This window comes from Microtetraspora malaysiensis (genome assembly GCF_001528665.1).
GTDB lineage: Bacteria > Actinomycetota > Actinomycetes > Streptosporangiales > Streptosporangiaceae > Microtetraspora_A > Microtetraspora_A malaysiensis.
This window is the reverse complement of the sequence record NZ_BBYJ01000007.1, coordinates 67398-89965: the sequence shown is the minus strand read 5'-3', so window position 1 is coordinate 89965 and position 22568 is coordinate 67398. Positions and strand designations below refer to the sequence as shown.

Annotated in this window: 17 protein-coding genes and 1 other RNA gene; 13 read left to right on the top strand and 5 right to left on the bottom strand. The window is 70.6% G+C overall.

What is annotated here, in order from left to right; translation table 11 throughout:
• Positions 1–32: 32 nt before the first annotated feature.
• On the top strand, positions 33–752 hold the full coding sequence (locus AWQ71_RS08240; protein ID WP_067130327.1) for an ABC transporter ATP-binding protein: 720 nt from the start codon (positions 33–35) through the stop codon (positions 750–752).
• Complete coding sequence (locus AWQ71_RS08235) at positions 749–1552, top strand: ABC transporter permease (protein ID WP_067129252.1); 804 nt, start codon at positions 749–751, stop codon at positions 1550–1552. Before AWQ71_RS08240 ends, AWQ71_RS08235 begins: the two co-directional genes overlap by 4 nt.
• Before the next feature lie 9 nt (positions 1553–1561).
• On the opposite strand, the gene AWQ71_RS08230 is transcribed toward AWQ71_RS08235, so the two are convergent.
• Positions 1562–3037 (bottom strand): FAD-binding oxidoreductase, encoded by a 1476-nt coding sequence (locus tag AWQ71_RS08230; RefSeq protein ID WP_218001705.1) that lies wholly within the window; start codon positions 3035–3037, stop codon positions 1562–1564.
• Between the two features lie 584 nt (positions 3038–3621).
• On the opposite strand from AWQ71_RS08230, the gene AWQ71_RS08225 reads away from it, so the two are divergent.
• Positions 3622–8496, top strand: a complete 4875-nt coding sequence (locus tag AWQ71_RS08225; protein WP_067129249.1) for an NAD-glutamate dehydrogenase — start codon at positions 3622–3624, stop codon at positions 8494–8496.
• 18 nt (positions 8497–8514) lie between these two features.
• Here the strand turns inward: AWQ71_RS08225 and AWQ71_RS08220 are convergent, their stop codons facing one another.
• Positions 8515–9579 carry a DUF8094 domain-containing protein gene (locus AWQ71_RS08220; protein ID WP_067129247.1) on the bottom strand — a complete coding sequence of 355 codons (1065 nt, stop codon included), beginning with the start codon at positions 9577–9579 and terminating at the stop codon, positions 8515–8517.
• A gap of 118 nt (positions 9580–9697) precedes the next feature.
• Here AWQ71_RS08220 and prfB point away from each other — a divergent pair, with 118 nt between their 5' ends.
• The gene (gene prfB / locus AWQ71_RS08215) at positions 9698–10807 is read left to right on the top strand and encodes a peptide chain release factor 2 (protein ID WP_067129244.1); all 1110 of its coding nucleotides are present in this window, start codon (positions 9698–9700) and stop codon (positions 10805–10807) included.
• A 273-nt stretch (positions 10808–11080) separates the two neighbouring features.
• Here the strand turns inward: prfB and AWQ71_RS08210 are convergent, their stop codons facing one another.
• On the bottom strand, positions 11081–11266 hold the full coding sequence (locus AWQ71_RS08210) for an RING finger protein (protein ID WP_067129242.1): 186 nt from the start codon (positions 11264–11266) through the stop codon (positions 11081–11083).
• A gap of 179 nt (positions 11267–11445) precedes the next feature.
• On the opposite strand from AWQ71_RS08210, the gene ftsE reads away from it, so the two are divergent.
• The 7 genes from ftsE (at position 11446) to AWQ71_RS08180 (ending at position 16995) form a co-directional block, all read left to right on the top strand.
• A complete protein-coding gene (gene ftsE, locus AWQ71_RS08205) occupies positions 11446–12135 on the top strand; it encodes a cell division ATP-binding protein FtsE (protein WP_067129239.1) in 690 nt (229 codons plus the stop codon).
• A gap of 74 nt (positions 12136–12209) precedes the next feature.
• Positions 12210–13109: a permease-like cell division protein FtsX gene (ftsX, locus tag AWQ71_RS08200; protein WP_067129236.1), complete on the top strand. Its 900-nt coding sequence runs from the start codon at positions 12210–12212 to the stop codon at positions 13107–13109.
• Positions 13110–13169: 60 nt separating this feature from the next.
• On the top strand, positions 13170–13652 hold the full coding sequence (smpB, locus tag AWQ71_RS08195; protein ID WP_067129232.1) for an SsrA-binding protein SmpB: 483 nt from the start codon (positions 13170–13172) through the stop codon (positions 13650–13652).
• Between the two features lie 3 nt (positions 13653–13655).
• Positions 13656–15539 carry a penicillin-binding transpeptidase domain-containing protein gene (locus AWQ71_RS08190; RefSeq protein ID WP_084258697.1) on the top strand — a complete coding sequence of 628 codons (1884 nt, stop codon included), beginning with the start codon at positions 13656–13658 and terminating at the stop codon, positions 15537–15539.
• Positions 15540–15849: 310 nt separating this feature from the next.
• Positions 15850–16235: a transfer-messenger RNA gene (gene ssrA, locus AWQ71_RS08185) on the top strand.
• 99 nt (positions 16236–16334) lie between these two features.
• Positions 16335–16604 (top strand): hypothetical protein, encoded by a 270-nt coding sequence (locus AWQ71_RS42995; RefSeq protein ID WP_174550688.1) that lies wholly within the window; start codon positions 16335–16337, stop codon positions 16602–16604.
• On the top strand, positions 16588–16995 hold the full coding sequence (locus AWQ71_RS08180) for a nuclear transport factor 2 family protein (protein WP_067129229.1): 408 nt from the start codon (positions 16588–16590) through the stop codon (positions 16993–16995). Before AWQ71_RS42995 ends, AWQ71_RS08180 begins: the two co-directional genes overlap by 17 nt.
• A gap of 185 nt (positions 16996–17180) precedes the next feature.
• Here AWQ71_RS08180 and AWQ71_RS08175 read toward each other — a convergent pair whose 3' ends face one another.
• On the bottom strand, positions 17181–18212 hold the full coding sequence (locus AWQ71_RS08175; RefSeq protein WP_218001704.1) for an adenosine deaminase: 1032 nt from the start codon (positions 18210–18212) through the stop codon (positions 17181–17183).
• A 72-nt stretch (positions 18213–18284) separates the two neighbouring features.
• Positions 18285–19379: a S1C family serine protease gene (locus tag AWQ71_RS08170; RefSeq protein WP_067129226.1), complete on the bottom strand. Its 1095-nt coding sequence runs from the start codon at positions 19377–19379 to the stop codon at positions 18285–18287.
• A gap of 90 nt (positions 19380–19469) precedes the next feature.
• On the opposite strand from AWQ71_RS08170, the gene AWQ71_RS08165 reads away from it, so the two are divergent.
• Both AWQ71_RS08165 and AWQ71_RS08160 read left to right on the top strand, forming a co-directional pair.
• Positions 19470–20255: a hypothetical protein gene (locus AWQ71_RS08165; RefSeq protein ID WP_067129222.1), complete on the top strand. Its 786-nt coding sequence runs from the start codon at positions 19470–19472 to the stop codon at positions 20253–20255.
• A 79-nt stretch (positions 20256–20334) separates the two neighbouring features.
• Positions 20335–22566 (top strand): acyl-CoA dehydrogenase family protein, encoded by a 2232-nt coding sequence (locus AWQ71_RS08160; protein ID WP_067129219.1) that lies wholly within the window; start codon positions 20335–20337, stop codon positions 22564–22566.
• Positions 22567–22568: the final 2 nt, after the last annotated feature.

Sequence of the window (22568 nt, the reverse complement as noted above, 5' to 3'; positions counted from 1 at the left end):
CCGGACGGACGCCGCGCGGGATCGTGGTCGGCATGATCGAAGTGAGAGACCTCGTCAAGCGCTATGGGAGCACCGTCGCCGTTGACGGGCTGTCCTTCCAGGTGAGGCCGGGGCAGGTCACCGGGTTCCTCGGCCCGAACGGGGCCGGGAAGTCGACCACCATGCGGGTCGTCCTCGGCCTCGACGCGCCGACCTCGGGGGAGGCGCTGATCGGCGGCCGGCGCTACGCCGCGACGCGCCGCCCGCTGCACCAGGTGGGCGCGCTTCTCGACGCGAGCGCGGTGCATCCCGGGCGCAGCGCGTACGACCATCTGCTCGCGCTGGCCCGGACGAACGGGATCGGGCCGCGACGGGTGGCCGCGCTGGTGGAGCTGGTCGGGCTGGCGGGCGTGGCCAGGAAGCGGGCCGGGACGTTCTCCCTCGGCATGAAGCAGCGCCTCGGGATCGCCGCCGCGCTGCTCGGCGACCCCGCCGTGCTGATGCTGGACGAACCGGTCAACGGCCTGGACCCGGAGGGCGTGCGCTGGATCCGCGAGCTGATGCGCTCGCTCGCCGCAGAGGGGCGCACCGTGCTGCTGTCCAGCCACCTGATGAGCGAGATGGCGCTCACCGCCGACCACCTCGTGATCATCGGCCGGGGGCGGCTGATCGCGGACGGCCCGCTGCGTGACCTCGTGCCCGACGGCGGGTCGCTGGAGGACGCCTACCTGCGGCTGACCGCGGGCAGCGTGGAGCACGGAGCGGGCCGATGATCGCGTCCCTGTCGGCGGAGTGGCTGAAGATCCGCTCGGTCCGCTCGACGTACGTCGTCCTCGCGGTGGTCGCCCTGGCGGTGGTCATCGGCGCCCTGTTCGTCTGGCAGGGGATGGCGGTGTTCGACGGGCTGCCTCCGGAGCGGCGGGAGAACTTCCGGGTGATCCCGATGGAGGAGTACATGCTGCCGATGGTCCAGCTCGCCCTGGGCGTGCTGGGCGTGCTGGCGATCACCTCGGAGTACGCACACGGCACCGTCAGGTCGAGCCTCGTCGCCGTGCCCGCGCGGGGCACGCTGCTGGCGGCCAAGGCGGCGGCCGTGGCCGCCGTCGCGCTGGCGGCCGGTCAGGCGGCCGTGTTCGCGACCTTCCTCGTCACCCGGGCGCTCGTCGGCGACCGGCCCATCCCCGACCACGGCGCGCCGGTCGCGCAGCAGGCGCCGCAACTTCTCCTGCTGGGGCTCTCCGTGGCGGTGTTCGCGATGGTCGGCCTGGCCTTCGGGGTGGCGACGCGGTCCACGGCCGGGGCCATCGTGTCGGTCGTCGCGCTGCTGTTCGTGATCCCGGCCGGGATCACCTACCTGCCCGCGCCCTGGGGGACGCGCCTGTCCGCGGTCATGCTGCCCAACCTGCCGGACCAGATCGCGGGCGCGCTGGGATGGCGGTCCGAGGAGGTGGTGGTCGGGCCGTGGGCCCGGGTCCCCGTCCTGTCGCCCGTCTGGGCGGCGGTCGCGCTCGCGGCGTACATCGTGGTGCCCCTCGCCGCGGCGGCGGTGCTGTTCCGCCGCCGCGACGCGTGACGGGACCTCTCAAACGCTCTGGGGGAGGCGGAACAGGCGGTCCGGGTCGTAGGCGGCCTTGACCCGGGCCAGCCGCTCGGCGTTGGCCCCGTAGTACTGCCGCCGCCAGCCCGTCAGCTCGGGGTCGATGTAGTTCACATAGGCGTGGTCGCCGAAGTGGGGGCGCATCGCCGCGTGCGCCGCCCTGGCCCAGGCGGCGGCCCCGGCCCGGTGGGCGTAGTACTGCACGCTGTACAGGGCCCGGCGGTGCGGGTACGCGGTCGCGTCGGGCGCGACCCGGCCGACCGCGCCGCCGAGGGCGTCGAGCAGTACGGAGTGCCGCCCGGAGGCGGCCACCTGCCCGACCAGCGCGCCGATCCCCGCCGCCGACAGCGGCGCGTACGCCATGTGCGACTTGGCGGAGAACGCGTCGCGCACCAGCCGGCCGTCCGCGGTCTGGCCGGGCAGGGAGCCGGGGCGGTGGCACTGAGACACCGTCAGCGTCGAGCAGCCCGCCATGATCATCATGGCGTGGCCGTACGACGAGGGGGAGATCCACCGGCTGGACGGGTCCGACCCCACCCGCCGGACGAGGTCGGCGAGCAGGCGCTCGCAGCCCGCCCGGCCGCCCACGTAGAGCCCGCCGATCTGCACGTCGAGCGAGGGGTCGTGGTTGAGGTGCAGGTTGGACCACATCGCGTCCGGCGCGTACGGCGCCCACGCCTGCCAGGCCCGGACGGCCGCCGCCGCCTTCTGCCACGGCCAGTGCAGGAAGAAGACGGTGACGTCGTGGGTGGCGTGGGTCCGGAACGTGAAGGACGTCGCCACGCCGAAGTTGCCGCCGCCGCCTCCCCGCGACGCCCAGTAGAGGTCGGGGTTCTCGGTGGCGGAGCAGGTGAGGACCCGCCCGTCGGCGGTCACGATCCGCGCCGACTCCAGCACGTCACAGGTCAGGCCGTACTTGCGGGAGACCACGCCGATGCCGCCGCCCAGCGTCAGCCCGGCGACGCCGACCGTCGGGCAGGACCCGGCGGGGATGCTCACGCCGTGCGCGCCGAGCCGGGAGTAGACGTCCACCAGCCGGGCGCCCGCGCCGACCGTGGCCCGGCCGCCCGAGTAGCCGACCGTGTTCATCGGCGACACGTCGACGACCAGCCCGGGACCGGCCGACCAGCCCGCGTAGCTGTGGCCGCCCGACCGCGAGGTCACCGCCACGCCGTACTTGCGGGCGAAGGACAGGCACTCGGCCACGTCCGCGGTCGTCTTGCAGTACGCCACGGCGGCCGGGCGCGCCCCGTCGAACGCGGTGTTGAACACCTTGCGCGCGGCGTCGTAGGAGGCGTCGCCGGGGCGGACGAGCCGCCCGCCGAGCCCGCGGCCGAGCGCCGACCAGTCCGCCGGGCGCGGACCGGCCCACGCGGGTGTGCCGGAGGCGAGGGCCGCACCCGACGCGAGCGCCGTTCCCGCCAGCGCCGACACACGGAGGAAGGCACGTCGATCGATCATGGTCAACTCCCCGAGGTTTGATCTCCCTCGTGAGACGTCCTGTGATCGATGATGGTTTGGTCACATTCCCGTCACCGGGCCGTCTCGGCCGGGTGTGAAGCCCGGCGCCGTAGGCGTCCGGCCGGGGACGGTCGAGTTGACGTGTGTGGCGTTCTGAGGTGGTATCGGGAACGTGGGTGGCGTGGAGCTCCCGGTCAATGGGGATCGGGGGACGAGACGGGCACCTGAGGAGAGATGACATGTCGGGGACGCGTCGGTCGGATCGCGGGGGCTGCGCCCCGCGCTGTGGGATGCTGGTCGCACCGTCCTCTTCCGGCGTGACCGGTCCGCCTCCTATCACGAGGTCACGGACCCTCCGCTGAGGTCATCGGAATCCCGACAGCGGGTGCCGACCACACATGATTCCCCCTTTTGCGGACCGGCCGCCTTGTCATGGGGTAGTACCGGACCGCGACGAATATCCAGTACCTCACAAAGGAGTGAGTAGCGAGATGCCGCTCGAGACGGCGGGGAGCCGGCGCGAACCGGGAACGGCGCGTGGATCGGAATCGGCCCAGACAGAGCCGGAACCTGACGGGACTCCGATGGAGCGCGAGCCGGGGGAGGCGCTGGACAGACTGCTCCGCGCCGCCGCCGAGAAGTGCGCGCCCACCCCGGAAGCCTCCTCGGGCGGGGACATCCTCGCCTTCCTCCGTGACTACTATCGCCATGTCCCCCTTGAGGACCTGGCCGACCGCGACCCCGTGGACGTGTACGGCCCGGCCATGGCCCACCGGCACCTCGCCCGGTACCGGCCCCAGGGCAGGGCGCTGGTCAGCGCCTACACGCCGACCATGGAGGAGTGCGGCTGGGACCCCGGCCACTCCGTGATCCAGATCGTCACCGACGACATGTCGTTCCTGGTCGACTCGGTGACGATGGAGCTAGACCGGCACCACATCGGCATCCAGCTTCTCGTCCACCCCCAGATGCGCGTCCACCGGGACATGGCCGGCACGATGCTCGGCCCCGACCAGGACGAGGCCGGCGGGCAGTTCCTGCCCGAGTCGTGGATGCACCTCGAGATCGACCGGCAGGCCGACCCCGCCGTGCTCAAGGAGCTGGAGTGCGACCTGCAGCGGGTCCTGCAGGACGTCCGCCAGGCCGGCGAGGACTTCCCCAAGATGCGGGCGCTGGCCGTCAACACGGCGGAGGACGTCGCCGCCGACCCGCCGCCGCTCGCCGCCGGTGAGATCGCGGACAGCGTCGAGCTGCTCCGCTGGCTGGCCGAGGACCACTTCACGTTCCTCGGCTCCCGCGAGTACCGCCTGGAGCAGACCGAGGAGGGCGATGCGCTGCGCGCCATCCCCGGCACCGGCCTCGGCATCCTCCGCGCCGACAAGGCGGGCTCGGAGAGCTTCGCCGCGCTGCCGCCGAAGGTGCGCGCCAAGGCCCGCGAGAAACAGCTCCTGATCGTCACCAAGGCCAACAGCCGCGCCACCGTGCACCGCCCGGCCTACCTCGACTACATCGGCGTCAAGCTCTTCTCGCCGCAGGGCGAGGTGATCGGCGAGCGCCGCTTCCTGGGCCTGTTCACCCACGACGCGTACAACGAGTCGATCACGCGGATGCCCGTGCTCGGGCGCAAGCTCGCCGACGTGCTCGACCGGGCCGGGCTGGCCGCCGACAGCCACGACGGCCAGGACCTGAAGGAGATCCTGGAGACCTACCCCCGGGCGGAGCTCTTCCAGATCCCGGTGGACGAGCTGCTGCCGATCGCTCTCGGCGTGCTCCGGCTGCGCGAGCGCAAGCAGGTCAAGCTGTTCCTGCGCAGGGACGACTACGGCCGCTACATCTCCTGCCTGATCTACCTCCCCCGCGACCGGTACACCACCAAGATCCGGCTCCGGATGCAGGAGATCCTGCTCAAGACGCTCGGCGGCTCCTCGCTCGACTACAGCACCATGATCGGCGAGCAGCCGCTGGCCCGCCTGCACGTGGTGATCCGCGGCGAGCGCGGCAAGTCGCTGGCCGAGGTGCCGGTCGACGTCGAGGAGCTGGAGGCGCGGCTCGCCGCCGCCACCCGCTCCTGGGACGAGGACCTGGTCGACGCCATCGCCGGGCTGTGCTCCCCCGAGGAGAGCCCCGCCCTCGTCTCCCGGTACACCAACGCCTTCCCCGAGGGCTACAAGGCCGACTTCCCGGCGCGTACCGCCGTCACCGACCTGAAGCGGCTGGAGGAGCTCTCCGAGGACGACCCCCGTGACATCGGGATGAACCTCTACGAGCCGTACGGCGCGGCCGAGGGCGAGCGGCGCTTCAAGATCTACCGGATCGGCGCGCCCATCTCGCTGTCGAACGCCCTGCCGCTGCTGCAGCGCATGGGCGTCGAGGTCGTGGACGAGCGGCCGTACGAGATCAGGCGGGACGGCGACGCGGTCAAGGACGCCTGGATCTACGACTTCGGCCTGCGCTACACCCCCTCCGGCGAGGTCGACAGGAACGACGTCAAGCGGCTGTTCCACGATGCCTTCGCGGCCCTGTGGCGCGGCGAGGTCGAGAACGACGGCTTCAACGCGCTCGTGCTGGCCGGCGGCCTCACCTGGGAGCAGGCCGAGATCCTGCGCGCGTACGCCAAGTACCTGCGCCAGGCGGGCACCACGTTCAGCCAGGACTACATCGAGAAGGTGCTGCTGGGCAACATCCGGCTGGCCCGGCTGCTCGTGCGGTTCTTCGAGGCGCGGCTCGTGCCCGGGCGTTCGGAGGAGGTCCGGTCAGAGCTGTGCGACGCGCTCAAGGAGGAGATCCACGCCTCCCTCGACGAGGTCGCCTCGCTCGACGAGGACCGCATCCTGCGGGCCTACCTGGAGATGATCGCGGCCACGCTGCGGACGAACTTCTACCAGAAGGCCGAGGGCGGCGGGCGCAAGCCGTACATCTCGCTCAAGTTCGACCCGCTGGCGATCAGCGTGCTGCCGCTGCCCCGCCCGAAGTACGAGATCTTCGTCTACTCGCCGCGCGTCGAGGGCGTCCACCTCAGGTTCGGGAAGGTCGCCCGCGGTGGCCTGCGCTGGTCCGACCGCATGGAGGACTTCCGCACCGAGATCCTCGGCCTGGTCAAGGCGCAGATGGTGAAGAACACCGTCATCGTGCCCACCGGGTCCAAGGGCGGGTTCGTCGTGAAGCACCCGCCCGCGGGCGGCAGGGACGAGGTGCTGGCCGAGGGCATCGCCTGCTACCGGCAGTTCATCTCCGGCCTGCTGGACATCACCGACAACCTGGTGAACGGCGAGGTCGTCCCGCCGGCGGACGTCGTGCGGCACGACGGCGACGACACCTACCTCGTGGTCGCCGCCGACAAGGGCACCGCGTCGTTCTCCGACATCGCCAACGAGGTGGCCAAGGAGTACGGCTTCTGGCTCGGCGACGCCTTCGCCTCCGGCGGCTCCGTGGGCTACGACCACAAGGCCATGGGCATCACCGCGAGGGGTGCCTGGGAGTCGGTGAAATACCACTTCCGGGGCCTGGGCGTGGACGTCCAGACCACCGACTTCACCGTCGCCGGCGTCGGCGACATGTCCGGCGACGTCTTCGGTAACGGCATGCTCCTGTCGGAGCACATCCGTCTGGTGGCGGCCTTCGACCACCGGCACATCTTCGTGGACCCGTCGCCCGACGCGGCGACGAGCTACGTCGAGCGCCGCCGGCTGTTCGGGCTGCCGCGCAGCTCCTGGGCCGACTACGACTCCTCGCTGATCTCGGCGGGCGGCGGCGTCTGGCCGCGCACCGCCAAGTCGATCCCGCTCACGCCGCAGCTGCGGGTCGTGCTGGGCATCCCCGAGAGCGTCACCGCCCTCGCGCCCAACGAGCTGATCAGCGCGATACTCAAGGCCCCCGTCGACCTCCTCTGGAACGGCGGCATCGGCACGTACGTCAAGGCCGCGTCGGAGACCCACGCGGACGTCGGCGACAAGGCCAACGACGGCCTGCGCGTCAACGGCGCCGACCTGCGCTGCAAGGTCGTCGGCGAGGGCGGCAACCTCGGCTTCACCCAGCTCGGCCGGATCGAGTTCGCCCTGAACGGCGGGCGGATCAACACCGACTTCATCGACAACTCCGCCGGTGTGGACACCTCGGACCACGAGGTGAACATCAAGATCCTGCTCGACCAGGCCGTCCGCGAGGGCGATCTGACCGACCGGCAGCGCGACGAGCTCTTCCTCGACATGACCGGCGAGGTCGGCGAGCTGGTTCTGCGCGACAACTACGCGCAGAACGTCGTGCTCGCCGCGGCCCACGGCCAGGCGCCCGAGATGCTGCACATCCACGCCCGCTACCTGCGGAAGCTGGAGCGGGCCGGGCTCGTCAACCGCGAGCTGGAGCACCTCCCCTCGGACAAGGCGCTGGCCGAGCGGCGGCAGTCCGGCCTCGGGCTCACCCAGCCCGAGTTCTCGGTGCTGCTCGCCTACACCAAGCTCGTGGTGGACGCCGAGCTGCTCGCCTCCGACCTGCCCGACGACCCCTACCTCGCTCCGTGGCTGGTGTCGTACTTCCCGTCCGCGCTGCGGGACCGCTACCAGGGTTCCATGGACGCGCACCCGCTCCGCCGGGAGATCATCACGACCCGGGTCGTGAACGACGTGGTCAACTTCGGCGGGACGAGCTTCGTGTTCCGTTTCGGCGAGGAGACCGGCGCGTCCACCCCGGACATCGTCCGGGCCTACCTCGTCGCCCGCGAGGTCTTCGACCTGCCGAGCCTCACCAGCCAGGTCGAGGCGCTGGGCGTCGAGGTGGACACCGCGACCCGGATCGCGATGCTGCTCGAAGGGCGCAAGCTCTCCGAGCGCGGCACCCGCTGGCTGCTCAGCAACCGGCGGCCGCCGCTCGACCTCACGTCGACCGCCCGGTTCTTCGCCGAGGGCGCGAGCACGCTGCTGCCGCACCTGCCCAAGCTGCTCACCGGCCTCGACCTGGCCGCGTACGAGGAGCGCAGGGACGGCTTCGTGGCGCGCGGCGTGCCGGACGAGCTGGCCGAGCGGGTCGCCGCGATGGTGCCCGCGTACTCCACGTTCGACCTGGTCGAGATCGCCGCGCTGACCGGGCTGCCGCTGAACGAGGTCGCCGAGGTGTACTTCGACCTGGCCGACCGCCTGCAGCTCGCCCGGCTCAGGGAGCGGGTCATCGCGCTGCCCCGGGACAACCGGTGGAACTCGATGGCGCGTTCCGCGCTCCGCGACGACCTGTACGCCGCGCACGCCACCCTCACCAGGGAGGTGCTGCTGCACAGCGAGTCGGGGCTGTCTCCCGAGGAGCGGCTGGCCCGCTGGTCGGAGGCGAACGAGGCGGCCGTCGGACGGGCCAGGCAGACGCTGTCCGAGATCTGGGAGAGCGACCACTTCGACCTCGCCACCCTGTCGGTGGCGTTGCGGGCGGTGCGCACCCTGGTCGCGTCCAGCAACCTGCCGCACACCGGCGAATGAGACGCGGGGTGACCGAGGTCAGCGGGTCGTGGCCTTGGTCACCCGGCCGTCGTAGCCGATGACGTGCGCGGGCGCGGTGGAGCTCTTGGGCGGCACCGCGCTCGCGTACTGCTGCGTCTCGATGATCCGCCGATCCCTGCGCACCACCGGGTTGCTCAGGTCCCAGCGGGCGTCCTTCGGTATGGCGAGCGGCCGGCCGTACCCGCAGCTCAGCACGGGTGACCACGTGCTCGTCCGGAGCAGCGTGTAGAGGATGAGGCCGCCGCCGTCCTTCGTGCGCAGCGCGAAGACCGGATAGTCCACGGCCGAGGCGAACAGCGAGTCGAAGTTCATGCAGTCGGCCTGGCGCGCCTTCTCCCGCCGCTTCTTGATCTCAGTGGCGTACCCGGTGGTCTGCGGGCCGGGCGCGATCAGGCCGGAGGCGAAGCCGTCCTTGCCCTCCTCGGCGATCGTGGCGTGCAGCGGGCCCATCAGGTTCGGGCTGATCGCCACGCTCTGATCGCGGGAATCGAGGGCGTGGGCGTAGCCGTCCGGGTCGAGGGCCACCTTCGGGGCCTTCTCGCCCTTGTACAGCAGGGACTGGAAGCTGTTCTGCCACGCCGAATCGGCGTTCTGCCGTACGAACGTCAGCAGGGCGGTCCTGGCCTGCCCGGAGGAGTCCCGGCGCTCCACGGCCGCGGCGAACCACTGCCGGGACGCCTTGGCGGGCAGCCGGGGCACCAGCAGGGTGCGCTCGCCCCAGGTGTAGCGGGGCGGCTTCCCACCGGAGGAGTGGAGCTGGGCGACCGTGATCGGGCGCTGGCCGTCCCGATAGAGCTGAAGTGTCCAGCGCTGCGCCCGGCCGGCGCGGACGACGTCGTCGGTCGCGAGGAAGGTGTCCAGCGCGCTGCGGGCCTCCGCCAGCGTCACGGCGGGCGGGGCCGGCGGGCGGCTCGCCGAGGGTGACGCGCTCGCGGTGGCGGCGACCGGGCTGGGCGAGGGCGTCGGCGCGCCCGCCGAGCAGGCGGCGGTGGCGACCAGGACGAGCGCGAGCGCCGCCGGACGGCAGGCGGAGGCGAGCACACGCGCGGCTCCGTCCACCATGGCCTCCTCTCGCGCACGCGGCACACTGACAGCGGCCGCACGAGGGGCCACATCCCGGCCACATCGTAGCCAGGCGCGGTACTCAACACGGTCCCGTGTTCGCGTACCCTTTACAGACGTGGCAGTCATCGATCCAGCCGAAGAGATCAACGAGCTTACCGGCACACTGAAGAGCATTCAGGACGTGCTCGACCTCGACGCCCTGCACAAGCAGATCGCCGAGCTGGAGGAGCAGGCTGCCGCGCCTGACCTGTGGAACGACGTGGAGCAGGCGCAGCGGGTCACCAGCAAGCTCTCTCACCTGCAGGGCGAGGTCAACCGGGTGCAGGGCCTGGCCCGGCGCCTGGACGACCTGCCGATCATGTTCGAGCTCGCCGCCGAGGAAGGCGACGACGAGACGCTCGCCGAGGCCGAGAGGGAGCTGGCCGCGCTCAAGTCGGACGTCGGCGCCCTGGAAGTGCGCACGCTGCTGTCCGGCGAGTACGACTCCCGCGAGGCGCTTGTCACGATCAACTCGCAGGCGGGCGGCGTGGACGCCGCCGACTGGGCGCAGATGCTCCTCCGCATGTACCTGCGCTGGGCCGAGCGCAAGGGCTACTCGACCGAGGTCTACGAGACGTCGTACGCCGAGGAGGCCGGCATCAAGTCGGCCACGTTCACCGTCAAGGCGCCCTACGCGTACGGCACCCTGCGCGGCGAGCACGGCACGCACCGCCTGGTCCGGATCAGCCCCTTCGACAACCAGGGCCGCCGCCAGACCTCGTTCGCGGGTGTGGACATCGTGCCGGTCGTCGAGCAGACCGACCACATCGACATCAACGAGGACGACCTCCGCGTCGACGTCTACCGGTCCTCGGGCCCGGGCGGTCAGGGCGTCAACACCACGGACTCGGCGGTCCGCCTCACCCACGTCCCCACCGGCATCGTGGTCTCCTGCCAGAACGAGCGCTCACAGCTGCAGAACCGGGCCTCCGCGATGGCGGTCCTGTCGGCCAAGCTGCTGGAGCGCAAGCGCCAGGAGGAGGCCGCCGCGATGAACGAGCTCCGCGGCGAGTCCACGACGTCCTGGGGCACCCAGATCCGCAACTACGTCCTGCACCCGTACCAGATCGTGAAGGACCTGCGCACGGGCGTCGAGGCCGGCAACCCGACCGCTGTGCTGGACGGCGACCTCGACGAGTTCATCGAGGGCGAGATCCGCTGGATGCGCCGCCAGGAGAACCAGTAGGGTCCGGCCCTCCTGTCCGGCCCTCCCTGACCCCTCGCGACCCCGCGAGGGGTCACACCCCTGCGCAAGCCGTAGCAATCATTACGGTGCCGAACCGTCACGCGAGGGGCGCGGCGGTGTCTGGACTGAGGAGCGAGTGGGGAGCGAGGGACGAGCGACTCCGAGCGACGAGGGAAGGCATCGACTGAAGGCGCCCCGAGCCCGCGCGAGCGAAGCGAGCGCAATCAGGCACAGCCCCGAGCCTGCGCGAGCGGAGCGAGCGCCATGAACGCGTCAGCCGCCGACGTGTTTGAGCGCGAGCAGGGCCAGGGCGAGGATCACCGTCAGGGCGATGATCATGGGCGGCAGTCCGAGGAAGCCGTGGTGGTGGACCTTGGCCCGGCCCGCTCGGCACACCGGGCAGCGGCCTTCGACGACGGGGCCGGCGCACGCGGCGCAGATCAGATGCTCACAGCTCATGGCAGCTCTCCCTTCCCCTCAGGTAGACCCTAATCGTTTTGTTTCCGTTATGGACGTTCCATGCCAGTGTTACCCCCTAGACTGGCCTTCCGCCAATCGGAACGTCGATCCTTCGTAAAGAGACCGGCCCCTCCGGGCTGGTTGTCCCAACCCCTAGACTGGCATGCCGTGATGCGCCCGTGATCCATTTCGATAATGTCTCCAAGGTCTATGCGAACCAGAACCGGCCCGCCCTCGACCACGTGAGCGTGGATGTCGACAAGGGCGAGTTCGTGTTCCTTGTCGGTCCATCGGGATCGGGGAAGTCCACCTTCCTCAGGCTGGTCCTCAAGGAGGAGCGGCCCAATTCCGGCGCGATCCACGTCGCCGGTAAGGATCTCGCGAAGCTCTCGAACTTCAAGGTGCCGCACCTGCGGCGCCGCATCGGATGCGTCTTCCAGGACTTCCGGCTGCTTCCCAAGAAGAACGTCTACGAGAATGTGGCGTTCGCCCTCGAGGTCATCGGGAAGCCCCGCCGGTTCATCCGCAAGGTCGTCCCCGAGGTCATCGAGTTGGTCGGCCTGGAAGGCAAGGCCCACCGCATGCCGGAGGAGCTGTCGGGTGGTGAGCAGCAGCGGGTGGCCATGGCCCGCGCGTTCGTGAACCGTCCTATGATCCTCCTTGCCGACGAGCCGACCGGGAACATCGACCCGGCGACGAGCATCGGCATCATGAAGGTGCTCGACCGCATCAACAGGACCGGCACCACCGTGCTGATGGCCACGCACGACGCGGCCATCGTCGACTCCATGCGGAAGCGTGTGGTCGAGCTGGAGGACGGCAAGATCGTCCGTGACCAGTCGCGCGGGGTGTACGGCCAGGCGTACTAGCCCATGAGTGGCGGTCCGGGGCGGCGCGAGGCGCCGCCTGGGCGCCGCGTATTCAGTTTGGAGTAACAGGGAGCATGCGGGCCAATTTCATCTTTTCCGAGGTCTGGATCGGCCTCCGCCGAAACCTCACGATGACCATCGCGGTCGTCGTGACCGTCGCGGTCGGCATGGGGCTGCTCGGCATCGGACTGATGATCAACTCCCAGGTCTCGTCCCTGACCAACTACTGGATGGACAGGGTCGAGCTCTCGGTCTTCCTCTGTGGGAAGAACGACGCGTTCCCCGCCTGCAAGAACAAGGGCGCGATCACCCAGGACCAGAAGACCAACCTGAAGAAGGCGATCGAGGGCCTGCCCGACGTCCAGAAGGTCGACTACGAGGACCAGAACCAGGCGTACCAGAACTTCAAGGAAAACGGGGGCAACAACATCCTGCTCTCGGTGATCAAGCCGGAGGACCTGCCCGAGTCCTTCCGGGTGAAGCTCAAGGACCCGGACAAGGCGTCGGCGGTCGAGGAGAGCCTGAAGGGCCAGGTGGGCGTCTCCAACATCGTGAACCAGCGGCAGATCCTCGACTCGGTCTTCGGTTTCATGGGGAAGCTCCGCAACATGGCCCTCGCGATCGCCATCCTGATGGTGCTCGCGGCCACCCTGCTGATCGGTAACACGGTCCGGCTCTCGGCGTACAACCGCCGGAGAGAGACCGGCATCATGCGGCTGGTCGGCGCCTCGAACGTCTACATCCAGCTTCCGTTCGTCATGGAAGGCGTCATCGCCGGCCTGATCGGCGGTGTTCTGGCCGCGGTCCTGCTGATCGTCACGAAGATTCTGATCTTCGACCAGATCCAGATGTACATGACCGCGCCGCTGAGCTGGAACACGCTCGCCGGGGTGATCACGCTGACCATGGTCGTGGGCGTGGTGATCTGTCTCCTCGCGTCCTTCGTGACCCTGCGCCGCTATCTGAAGGTGTGACGGGCCATGGTCGCGCTCTCCCGCGCCGTTCGAGGCTCCGGCCGCCGGTAGGCTCCCTATATGCCACGTGAGATCGGGCGCAAGCTCATCGCTCAGAACAAGCGTGCCCGGCACGACTATTTCATTGAGGACACGTACGAGGCCGGGCTCGTCCTCACCGGCACGGAGGTCAAGTCCCTCCGGGCCGGAAAGGCCAATCTCACCGACGGCTACGCGACCGTCGACGGCGGTGAGGCATGGCTGATCAACGCGTACATCCCTGAGTACAGCCAGGGCACGTGGACCAACCATGCCGCGCGGCGCACCCGCAAGCTGCTGCTGCACCGCAAGGAGATCGGCAAGATCCACCAGGTCCTCAAGGAGCGCGGCCTGACCCTGATCCCCCTCTCCCTGTACTTCAAGGACGGCAGGGCCAAGGTCGAGATCGGCATCGCGCGCGGTAAGAAGGACTACGACAAGCGGCAGACCCTGATGGAGAAGCAGGCCGGTCGCGAGATGGCACGGGCGATGTCCAACGCCGTCCGGCGTCGGGGGGGCCGCTAGGCCGTGTCCGCCGCGAAAGCCGTACGGGCGGCGCTGGCCCTGGGGCTGGCCGTGCCCATGCTGACCGCCTGTTTCGAGGAGCCGTCCCCGCTCGACGCCGTACGAGATTTCCTCGTGGGCTGGCAGAGAGGGGACTACGCGGGCGCGGCCCGCAGGGCCGACGGCGACCCGGCCGTCGTGCGGCGGGCTCTGGAGGACGTCGGCGTCCAGCTCGACGCCGCGTCGTTCCGATTCTCGCTCAAGGGCGTGAAGCGTGACGGCGACAGCGCGAAGGCCGAGTACCACGCCGAGGTGGACCTCGGTGAGAACAACCCGCTGTGGGAGTACGACAGCACGCTGCCGCTCCACCAGGTGGACGGCCAGTGGAAGATCCAGTGGTCGCCGAGCGTGATCCACCCTGAGCTGCACGCCGGGGAGCGGTTCGCCGTGGACGTCGAGCCGCTGGCGCGGCAGCCGATCCTCGACCGGGCGAACGAGTCGTTGCAGGACGAGACGATCCGCTATGTCGCGGGCGTCTATCCGGACAAGATCGCCGACAAGGTGGCGCTGTGCGAGCAGCTGTCCCAGGTGACCGGGTTCGCGGAGGACCGCCTGCTCAGCCGCATCCAGTCGTCGCCGCCGCAGTCGTTCGTGCCGCTCGCGACGTTCGGCGGCAAGACCTTCGGCCAGGTCAGGGACAAGCTGAAGGCCATCAAGGGCATCTCGATCAGGACGGACAGCCTGCCGGTGGCGCCCAAGTCGCCGAAGGACATCGTCGGCCGCGTCGCCGCGATCACCCCGGAGGCGGAGCAGCAGCTCGGCGGCCCGCAGCGGGCCGGTGACACCGTGGGCCGGGACGGTCTGCAGAAGGCCTACCAGGACCAGCTCACCGGCTCCACCGAGACCAAGGTCGTGATCCTCGACTCCTCGGGCAAGCAGGTCAAGGAGCTCAAGGCGTGGCCGGGCCGGGCGAACACCTCGGTCCGCACGACGATCGACTCCGGCCTGCAGGCCGCGGGGGACAGCGCCGTCACCGCGTCGCAGCAGGTCGCGCTGGTGGCGCTCCAGGCGTCCACCGGCGAGATCCGCGCGGTCTCCACCCAGGGGATGAGCCAGCAGAAGGACGCTCTGGCCGGGAAGTTCCCCGCCGGCACCACCTTCTCGATCATCGCCACCGACGCGCTGCTCAAGAACGGTTTCGACCCCAAGCAGAAGGTGCCGTGCAGCGCGGACCGCTCGGTGGCCGGCGCGCGGTTCCAGCACGTCGGATACACCGGAGGGACCACCCCGACGTTCGCGGCAGGCTTCGCGCGTGGCTGTGTGACGGCGCTGGCGTCCCTGGCCCGGCGGGTCTCGGGTGACGCGGTCGTCGCGAGCGCGGCGAAGTACGGCATCGGCAGCCCGTGGGAGCTCCCGCTCTCCTCGTTCAGCGGCTCCCTGCCGAACCCGGCGAGCGACGCCGCCACCGCGAAGCTCATCGCGGGGCAGACCGCGCGGGTGAGCCCGCTGACCATGGCGCTCGTCGCCGGGGCGGTCAAGTCGGGCACCTGGCGTCCGCCGGTGCTGGTCACCTCGCCGTCCTCGCCGGACCCCACCGCGGAGGTGGCCCCGGCCGCGCCGCCCGCGCCCATACCGCTCGACCCCACGGTCGTCGAGCAGATCCGCACGCTCATGCGCGCCGGGGTGACCTCCGGGTCGGCCCGTGCCGCCGCCGCTCCCGGCGACCCCGTGTACGGCGTGGCGGCCGGCATCGGCTACGTCGTGAAGAAGCAGCGGCGCGACCTGTCGTGGTTCGTGGGCTGGCAGGGCGACATCGCGGTCGCCGTGGTGGCGGAGAGCACCGACGCCTCCGCGGCGGCGACGGTGGCGGGGCGGTTCTTCCGCGCGGCGGACCTGAAGAAGCCCTGACAGAAAAAATTTTGAGAGGCGAGCAACCATCCGGGCCTCCCCAGGCGTCTGTCTAAGTGACTGAGCACCGCTTGGGGGGTTGCGGACTCAGTCACCGTGATGAGACCAGGGCTCCATCTCGGGGGGAGCCCTGCCGTCCGGACCGGCTCGACCCTGCCGGTCGGCCCCCGGGGGCGTGCGTGATGGCGCGCCTCCGGGGGCTTCGCCGTCTCCGGACGTTGATCGGGAATTGGGTTCGCACGCCTGGTGTTGGGCATGTATGGTTGCGATGCCGATCCCCCCGGGGGGGGGTCGGGTTGACAATTCAACAGGGGGTGACCGGTTTCGACTTCGACATTGCAAGTCAGGGGAAGCGGGTCGAGGACTGCGGACATAACCTCGTTAACACTGTGACCGCAAACCAATAAGTGCCAATAACACGCGCACTGAGGTCAGCCAGGGTTCCCTGGCCCTCGCCGCCTAAGCAGCGAGTGACCTCTGTCAGCCCGGGAGCGCCTTCGGCCCGGATCTGACATCGCTAGAAGGCTCAACCGGCCGACCCGGTCACGGGGTCGATCGGGAAACCAAACAGTGACTGAGCCCGTCGGCGACTCGCCTGTGAGATTGCCGGGGCTGAGAAAGACGTAACAGGCTGCACCCGGAGAAGCCCTGTCTTGGTGTTGAAGGACGCGGGTTCGATTCCCGCCACCTCCACGTGAGAGACCCGTGGTCGATGGCTTTCCAGCTATCTTCCGCGGGTCTTTGTTTTGCCCAGGGGGCGACCCCCTGGAACCCCCAGTTCGAGACCCGTGGTCGATGGCAGCCTGGCTGGGGGCGGTGCGTGACCATCTGGTCGGGGACCTGAGCGGGCAGGTTTTAGAGATCGGCGTCGGCACGGGCGCCAACCTCGCTCACTACCGCGCGGCCGAACGGGTGGTCGCCGCCCCTCAGCGCCGCCTTGCACCGTGGCCGGGGGTCGGCTACCGCGGTCCCAAGCTGCGCGAGAACCCTCGGGTAACATTTGTTATGCGAGCCGGTGACATTCCTTCTGGTCATGAGGGGCTAACGGGTGAGCAGCGCAAGTGATCCTGAAGCCGACATTCGGGCTCGGCTCCAGCAGCACTGGGAGGCATCCGAACGCGGGGACGTCGATGCTGAGCACGCGATCTACGCTGCAGACGCGATCCTGGACTACCCGCAGTCGGGCGAGCGCTTCAGAGGCCGGTCAAGGATCCAAGCGCAACGCGGCGGGCACCCGGCCGAACGCCACTTCACCATCCGCCGGATCCTGGGCAGCGGCGACCTTTGGGTGAGCGAGTGCGTGATCACCTATGACGGCGTGCCCACATACTCGCTCAGCGTTATGGAGATCACCGATGGTCTCGTAACGCACGAGACCCAGTACTTCGCCGACCCCTTCCCCGCGCCTCCCGGGCGCGCTGCGCTAGCTGAGCCGATTCCGGTCCGCGACCAATAGCCGATTGAGCTGTCGGGTCGATGGCCGAGTGGGCTGTTTGCAGACGTTCAGCGGGGTCGAGGGAGCGAAGCGGGCTTCGCGAGGGCCGGAGGTTCCTTCTGGCGAAGTGACCGCCCCGGCCGGCCGCCCCGGCCAAGGTTCGTGGACACCCCACTCGCGGCCGCCCCGCGGTGTATTCCCGTCTTTCAGGCGCCGACGTCCGCCGCGTACGTGTCGATCTCGGCGATCAGGGCGTTCTTGCCCTCCACCGTGAGGAACGACGCGCGTACGGCGTTGCGGGCCAGGTCGGCCACGCCGTCCCGGTCGAGCCCGAGCAGCTCCGCGGCCACCGCGTACTCGTCGTTCAGGGTGGTGCCGAACATGGGCGGGTCGTCGGAGTTGATCGTCACGGGCACGCCCGCCTTGACCAGGGCGGCGAGCGGGTGCTCGGCCAGGCTTCCGACGGCCCGGGTCCGCACGTTCGAGGTGGGGCAGACCTCCAGGACGATCCCCTCGGAGGCGAGGTGGTCGAGCAGCGCGGGGTCCTCGACGCTGCGCACGCCGTGCCCGATCCGCTCGGCCTTCAGCTCGCGGACCGCCTCCCAGACCGTCGCCGCCCCGGTCGTCTCGCCCGCGTGCGGGACGGAGCGGAGCCCGGCGGCGCGGGCCGCGGCGAAGTGCGGCGCGAACTGCGTGCGCGGCACGCCGATCTCCGGCCCGCCGAGGCCGAAGCTGACCAGGCCGTCCGGACGCTGCTCCAGGGCCACCTTGAGGGTCTGGTCGGCGCCGGGGATGCCGTCCTCGCCGGGGATGTCGAAGCACCAGCGCAGGATCGTGCCGTAGTCACGCTCGACCGCGCGCCGGGCGTCCTCGATCACCTCGCAGAACTCGGCGGCGGCGAACCCCCGGGAGAGGTGCAGGTGCGGTGTGACGGTGAGCTCGGCGTACCTGACCCGCTGCGCGGCCAGATCACGGCCGACGCCGTGGAAGAGCGCCCAGACGTCCTCGGGGTCCCTGATCAGGTCGACGACGGCCAGGTACACCTCGATGAAGTGGGCGAAGTCGCGGAAGACGAAGTAGTCCGCGAGGAGGTCGGGGTCGGCCGGGACCGGCGTGGAGCCCTCGTGGCGCGCGGCCAGCTCGGCCACGATCTGGGGCGACGCGGAGCCCACGTGGTGCACGTGCAGCTCGGCCTTGGGCAGTCCGGCGATGAATTCGGTGAGGTCGGGAGCGATCACCGGATGACGGTAACAACGGCGGCCGACCCCATACCAAGCCCGAACGCCCTTTCTCACACAAGAATGTCAGGATCAGCCGGGGAGCTGGCCGAGGGTGACGGTGACGGTGCTCGTGGTCCCGCTCGGGTACAGCAGCGTGACCTTGGCGCTCTCGCCGGGACGGAGCCGGGCGAGCGCCTCGGACAGCGCCGTCGTGTTCGGGGTCGGGGTGTCGTTGACCTTGACGATCACGTCGCCCGGCCTGATCCCGGCCTGTTCGGCGGCGCCTCCGTTGGTGACCCGGCCGACCAGCACGCCGATCGGTGAGCCCAGCGCGTCGACCGCGGTGCCCACCTGGATGCCGAGCGCCGCCCGGCGGCTGTTGACGACCCGGCCGTTCTTGATGATCTGGTTGGCGATGTCCGTCGCCGTGTCGCTCGGGATGGCGAAGCCGATGCCGGGCGCCGCGCCCAGTTCGGGGTCGACCGCGGCCAGGCTCGGGATGCCGATGACGTTGCCGTTCATGTCCACCAGCGCGCCGCCGCTGTTTCCCGGGTTGATCGCGGCGGAGGTCTGGATGGCGTCCGGGATGGTCGAGGTGGGCGTGCCCTCGCCGCTCGATCCGCTGACGGTGCGGCCCAGCCCGGAGACGATGCCCTCGGTGACGCTGCCGGAGTAGCCGAGCGGGTTTCCCATGGCCAACACGATCTGACCCACCCGCAGGTCGGCGGAGCGGCCGAAGGACGCGGGCTGCAGGCCCTGTGTGTTGTCCACCTTGATCACGGCGAGGTCGCCGGCCGGGAAGACGTTCATCACCCGGGCGGTCCGCGGCTTCCCGCCCGTCGCGAGCGTCACGGAGAACCGCTTGGCCCCATTCACCACGTGGGCGTTCGTCAGGATGTGGCCGTCCTTGTCGTAGACGATGCCGGAGCCCAGGCCCTGGTTGGTGGTGATCTGCACGATCGATGGCAGGACCCGCTTGATGACCTGCTCGTACGTGCTCTGCTGCCCGGACGTGCCGCCCGGTTGCGCGGGTGGCGCGCTGGCCGGGGCGGTCGGTGACGGGGGCGGCGTCCCGGTCGGAGCGGACAGCCCCGCCGTGAGGCCGGCCGTCGGGCTTCCGCAGGCCGTGCCGACGAGCAGCGCCATCGACGCCGCGGTGCGGCCGAGGGTGCGTGAACATCCCATGCGCGAGCGACTACCCCCATGGAGGGAGGTATTCCTGACGGACTGTGACAATGCCGTCGCGAACCGGCGTTTGTCGCGTAATCTGCGGGCATGGCCGAGGCTGGTGAGCCGTACACGACCCCGATGCCCCAGGTGCGGCCGGAGCCGCCTCCCGGCCCGCGGCGGGCCCGCCTGATCTACACCGCGCTCGCGTGCGCGGGGACGGCCGCCGCCATCGTGCTGGTGTTCACGGCGTTCTCCGGCGACCGGCCGGGGGCCGCGCCCGCGTCGCTCCACCAGGGGCGGCCGGCGACCGGTCCCGCCGCCTCGGCGGCCCCTTCCGCGTCCGGCTCGGCCGTACCGCGGCCGGTCCGGCTGCCCCCGGTCCCCATGGCGCTGACCATGGTGGTTCACCCGGGCGCGGGCACCCCGGCCGGGGACTTCGTGGTGGACGCGAAGTCGGGCATCGGGTACGCCGGGTTCGCCGCCCCGTGGCGGACCGCCACCGCCCCGGCCCCGTTCGCGCACGCGCAGCGCGCGGGCCGGGCGCTGATCGTCTCCTGCCCGATGCCGGGCGCGGTCCCGGAGGCCCTCACCGCGCCGGAGGCGTACCGGACGGTCGCGGCGCGGGCGGCGAAGTGGACGCTGCGCTTCCAGCCGGAGGGCGGTTCCCTCGACTGGACGGCGTCGCAGCCGCTGCGCCGGGGGTCGGGGTGGTTGCTCGGCTACCGCGTGACGTACCGGATCGACGGGCGCCGGCACGTGTCCGAGGCGATCGTGGCCGTGGTCGGTACCGGCAGGACGAAGCCCGCGCTGCTGTTCGCCACGGTCCCCGACACGGGCCAGGATCTCTATCGCGACCTCAATATGCTCTTTTGGACCCTTCGCCCGATGTAGAGAGGTGTAGCCGGAGAACAAAGCTCCAGAATATGATTCTGGGGAATTTCCCTGCGACGGTTCGAGCCTGGAGGGTCGGATGGCGATCGGTCTGAGCGAGGAACACGAGGCGCTGCGCGAGTCGGTCACCCGGTGGGCTGAGCGCACCATCCCCGCCGACGTGGTGCGGAGCGCGGTGGCGGCCGCCGGCGGCGGGGCCGAGGAACGGCCTCCCTTCTGGGCCGGCCTGGCCGAACAGGGGTTGCTCGGCCTGCACATCCCCGAGGAGCACGGCGGCGCCGGGTACGGCCTGCTGGAGGCGGCGGTGGCGATCGAGGCGCTCTCGGAGCGGGTGGCCCCGGGCCCGATCGTGCCGACCGTGCTCGCCGGCGCGGCGATCCTGGCGACCGACGGCAAGGCCCACGCGGAGCTGCTGCCCGGGTTGGCCGACGGCGCCCTGGTCGGGGCGGTCGCGCTCACCGGAGCGATCTCCGGCGTCCGCGAGGACGGCGTGCTGACGATCAACGGCGTGGCCGAGCCGGTACTCGGCGCGACGCTCGCCGACGTGCTGGTGCTGCCGGTCTCGACCGACCGCGGCGAGGAGTGGGTCGCGCTGGACGCGGCCCAGGCGACCGTCACCCCGATCCCGTCGCTGGACCTCACCCGCGGCGTGGCCAAGGTCGAGGTGGCGTCGGTGGCCGTGCCCGCCGAGCGCGTCCTCGACGGGCTGGAGGGCCCGGACGTCCTCAACCTGGCCGCGATCGTCCTCGGCGCGGACGCGGCGGGCGTCGCCTCCTGGTGCGTCTCGGCCGCCGCCGACTACGCCAAGGTACGCGTGCAGTTCGGCCGCCCGATCGGGCAGTTCCAGGGCATCAAGCACAAGATCTCGCGGATGCTGGTCGCGCTGGAGCAGGCCAGGGCGACGGTGTGGGACGCGACCCGCGCCACCGGCGAGGAGCTGGCCTACGCCGCCGCGATCGCGGGCGTGACGGCCCCCGACGCCGCCGTGCAGTGCGCCAAGGACGCCATCCAGACGTTCGGCGGCATCGGCTACACCTTCGAGCACGACGCGCACCTGTACTACCGGCGCGCGCTGAGCGTGCGGGCGCTGCTCGGGCCGTCGGCGGACTGGGCCGAGACCGTCGCCTCGCTGGCGCTCGGCGGCGTCTCCCGCGAGCTGGAGATCGACCTGCCCGAGGAGGCCGAGCGGCTGCGCGCCGCGATCCGGGAGGAGATCGCCCGGATCGCCGAGCTGCCCACCGCGCCGGACGGCCCCGGCAAGCGGGGCAGTGAGCAGAAGCGCGCGCTGGCCTCCTCCGGCTTCGTCATGCCGCACCTGCCCAAGCCGTGGGGCCGGGGAGCCAACCCGCTGGAGCAGGTCCTGATCCACCAGGAGCTGCGCGCGGCGAAGGTCGCGCTGCCCCAGATGATCATCGGCGCCTGGGTCGTGCCGTCCATCGTCACGTACGGCACGCCGGAGCAGCAGGAGCGCTTCCTGCCGCCGACGTTGAGCGGCGAGATGATCTGGTGCCAGCTCTTCTCCGAGCCGGGCGCGGGCTCCGACCTCGCCTCACTGCAGATGAAGGCGGAGAAGGTCGAGGGCGGCTGGCGGCTCAACGGCCAGAAGATCTGGACGTCGGTGGCGCACGTCGCGGAGTGGGCCATCTGCATCGCCCGCTCGGACAGCAGTCAGCCCAAGCACAAGGGCATCACGTACTTCATCGTGGACATGAAGGCGCCGGGCGTGACCGTGCGGCCGCTGACCGAGATGACGGGGGAGAACCTGTTCAACGAGGTTTTCCTCGACGACGTCTTCGTGCCGGACGACCTCGTCGTGGGCGCCGTCAACGAGGGCTGGAAGGTCGCCCGCAACACCCTGTCGAACGAGCGGGTGTCGTTGTCGTCCGGCTCGGGCGGGACCGGCGCCTCGGTCTCCGACCTGCTCGGCCTGTGCGGCAGGCTCGGCCGGGAGCTCACCGCGGTGGAGCGGCAGGAGCTCGCCCACGTCGTCTGCGAGAGCCACTCGATCAACGCGCTGTCGCTGCGGGTCACGCTCAAGCAGCTCGCCGGGAACGAGCCGGGCGCGGACGCGTCCGTGCGCAAGCTGCTGTCCACCTCGCACGCGCAGAACGTGGCGCAGGTGGCGGTCGGCCTCCTCGGGGCGGCGGCGGTGACCGCCGCCGACTGGAAGCTCGGCGACGCGGGCCACTGGAACCGGGCCATCCTCGCCACCCGCGCGATGACGATCTACGGAGGCACGACCGAGGTGCAGCTCAACATCATCGCGGAGCGGATGCTGGGCCTGCCCCGCGATCCGGAACCGGGTAAGTAGCC

What these genes read in the sequence shown, in the direction of transcription:
- AWQ71_RS08240 (WP_067130327.1), top strand. Translation starts at nt 33, where the DNA reads ATGATCGAAGTGAGAGACCTCGTCAAGCGCTATGGGAGCACCGTCGCC.
- AWQ71_RS08235 (WP_067129252.1), top strand. Translation starts at nt 749, where the DNA reads ATGATCGCGTCCCTGTCGGCGGAGTGGCTGAAGATCCGCTCGGTCCGC.
- AWQ71_RS08230 (WP_218001705.1), bottom strand. Translation starts at nt 3,037, where the DNA reads ATGATCGATCGACGTGCCTTCCTCCGTGTGTCGGCGCTGGCGGGAACG.
- AWQ71_RS08225 (WP_067129249.1), top strand. Translation starts at nt 3,622, where the DNA reads ATGGAGCGCGAGCCGGGGGAGGCGCTGGACAGACTGCTCCGCGCCGCC.
- AWQ71_RS08220 (WP_067129247.1), bottom strand. Translation starts at nt 9,579, where the DNA reads ATGGTGGACGGAGCCGCGCGTGTGCTCGCCTCCGCCTGCCGTCCGGCG.
- AWQ71_RS08210 (WP_067129242.1), bottom strand. Translation starts at nt 11,266, where the DNA reads ATGAGCTGTGAGCATCTGATCTGCGCCGCGTGCGCCGGCCCCGTCGTC.
- ftsX (WP_067129236.1), top strand. Translation starts at nt 12,210, where the DNA reads ATGCGGGCCAATTTCATCTTTTCCGAGGTCTGGATCGGCCTCCGCCGA.
- smpB (WP_067129232.1), top strand. Translation starts at nt 13,170, where the DNA reads ATGCCACGTGAGATCGGGCGCAAGCTCATCGCTCAGAACAAGCGTGCC.
- AWQ71_RS42995 (WP_174550688.1), top strand. Translation starts at nt 16,335, where the DNA reads ATGGCAGCCTGGCTGGGGGCGGTGCGTGACCATCTGGTCGGGGACCTG.
- AWQ71_RS08170 (WP_067129226.1), bottom strand. Translation starts at nt 19,379, where the DNA reads ATGGGATGTTCACGCACCCTCGGCCGCACCGCGGCGTCGATGGCGCTG.
- AWQ71_RS08165 (WP_067129222.1), top strand. Translation starts at nt 19,470, where the DNA reads ATGGCCGAGGCTGGTGAGCCGTACACGACCCCGATGCCCCAGGTGCGG.
- AWQ71_RS08160 (WP_067129219.1), top strand. Translation starts at nt 20,335, where the DNA reads ATGGCGATCGGTCTGAGCGAGGAACACGAGGCGCTGCGCGAGTCGGTC.